The organism is Mesorhizobium sp. M1E.F.Ca.ET.041.01.1.1 (genome assembly GCF_003997355.1).
GTDB lineage: Bacteria > Pseudomonadota > Alphaproteobacteria > Rhizobiales > Rhizobiaceae > Mesorhizobium.
Genome location: NZ_RZSL01000881.1, coordinates 1 through 1,854 on the forward strand (window position 1 = coordinate 1; position 1,854 = coordinate 1,854).

At 65.2% G+C, this 1,854-nt stretch carries 2 protein-coding genes; one reads left to right on the top strand and one right to left on the bottom strand.

Translation table 11 applies throughout. The features are described from left to right. The coding region (locus EOA38_RS35390; protein WP_127301400.1) for a bifunctional 2-C-methyl-D-erythritol 4-phosphate cytidylyltransferase/2-C-methyl-D-erythritol 2,4-cyclodiphosphate synthase at nucleotides 1–1,178 on the bottom strand (1,178 nt) is incomplete at its 3' end. Between the two features lie 139 nt (nucleotides 1,179–1,317). Between EOA38_RS35390 and EOA38_RS35395 the strand changes: the two genes are divergently transcribed. After that, nucleotides 1,318–1,854 (top strand): tRNA-dihydrouridine synthase (locus tag EOA38_RS35395; protein ID WP_145966248.1); only part of this gene is annotated, 537 nt, incomplete at its 3' end.

Consider the following 1,854-nt stretch of genomic DNA (forward strand, 5'->3'; position numbering starts at 1 on the left):
ATGCCTTCGCCGCGGCCGACAAAGCCGAGCTTTTCGTTCGTCGTGGCCTTGATCGAAATGCGTTCGGCCGCAATGCCGAGCATCGCCGCCAGCGCCGCCGTCATCGCCTCGCGATGCGGCCCGACACGCGGCGCTTCGCAGATCAGCGTGATGTCGGCATTGGCGATGCGCCCGCCGTGCTCGCGCACCAGCTTCGCGGCGTGCTCGACGAAGATCTTCGAGGCAACGCCCTTCCATTGCGGGTCCGATGGCGGGAAATGCGTGCCGATGTCGCCGGCGCCGCAGGTGGCAAGCAGCGCGTCGGTAAGCGCGTGCAGCCCGACATCGGCGTCCGAATGGCCGGAGAGTTTTCGATCGTAGGGAATGGCGACGCCGCACAGCGTGACATGGTCGCCGGGCTCGAAGGCATGCACATCATAGCCATTGCCGGTGCGGATGTCCGGAAAGCGCGGCAGCGCGTTGGAAAGCCGCTGGTCGGCCATCGCGATATCCCTTGCCCAGGTGAGCTTCACATTGTCCGGCGAGCCGGTGACGATCTTGACCGGAATATGCGCCCATTCCGCGATCGCTGCGTCGTCGGTGAATTCGGACTTGCCCAAATGATGCGCCTTCTCATGTGCGGCGAGCAGCGGCCAGAACGGAAAGCCTTGCGGTGTCTGCGCGGCATGCAGGCCGGCCCTCGACACCGTCTCCTCGATCATGCCCGTTGCGGATTCCCGTTTCAGCGTGTCGGCGACGGGCAGCGCGGGCAGCGCGCCCTGCCGTTCCCCGATGGCGTCGATGATGCGGTCGATCAGCTCAGCATCAAGGAACGGGCGCACCGCGTCATGCACCAGCACTTTTCCCGGCGCCTGATCCCTCAATGCCAGGAGACCGAGCCGAACCGAGGCCTGGCGAGACGAACCGCCAGTGACCGCGAAAACACGCTTGGCATTCGCTCCCGCCGCGCGCTCGAAGAGTTCGGCATCGTCGGCGTGGATCGCCACGACCACCGGGCCAATTCTCGGATGTGAAAGAAACGTCTCCAGCGTGTGCGCGATGACGGCGCGGCCGCCGATACGCTGATATTGCTTCGGCCCGTCGGCCTGCCCGGCACGGGCGCCGCGCCCGGCGGCGACGATGACCACGCCGACTTTGCCGTCTGCGTCCCAACCCTGATTTTCACTTGCGTCGGTCATGGCGAGAGGCTTAGTCGCGGCTCGAAGGGAAGGCCAGCATTTTCCAAAATGCGCCTTAATGTGACGTCATTGCGCGTTGCACAATGCCTTGCATCTGGCTAGAGAATGTGCAGCAATTGAACATGCTTGGTTTTTGTGCATGCCTGAATTGATTACATTGGCTTCGCCACTCGACATTGGCGGCGTGAAGATACGCAACCGCGTGTTCCTTGCGCCGATGTCGGGCATCACCGACGAGCCATTCCGCCAGCGCGCCCACAACCATGGCGCCGGGCTGGTCGTGTCGGAAATGGTGGCCAGCGGCGAACTGGCCAAGGGCAGGGCCGGCTGCGAGCTGCGCATCCGCCATTCCGGGCTGCCCGTCCACATGGTGCAGCTTGCCGGCCGCGAGGCGGCGCACATGGCCGAGGGTGCGCGAATCGCCGCCGGCGAGGGCGCCGACATCATCGACATCAACATGGGCTGCCCGGCGAAGAAGGTGACGGGCGGCTATGCCGGCTCGGCGCTGATGCGCGATCTCGATCATGCGCTCTCCCTGATCGAAGCTGTGGTCGGTGCCGTTTCGGTGCCGGTGACGGTCAAGATGCGGCTCGGCTGGGACGAAAACGCGCTCAATGCGCCGATGCTGGCGCGCCGCGCCGAACAGGCGGGCGTCCGGATGGTGACCGTGCATGGC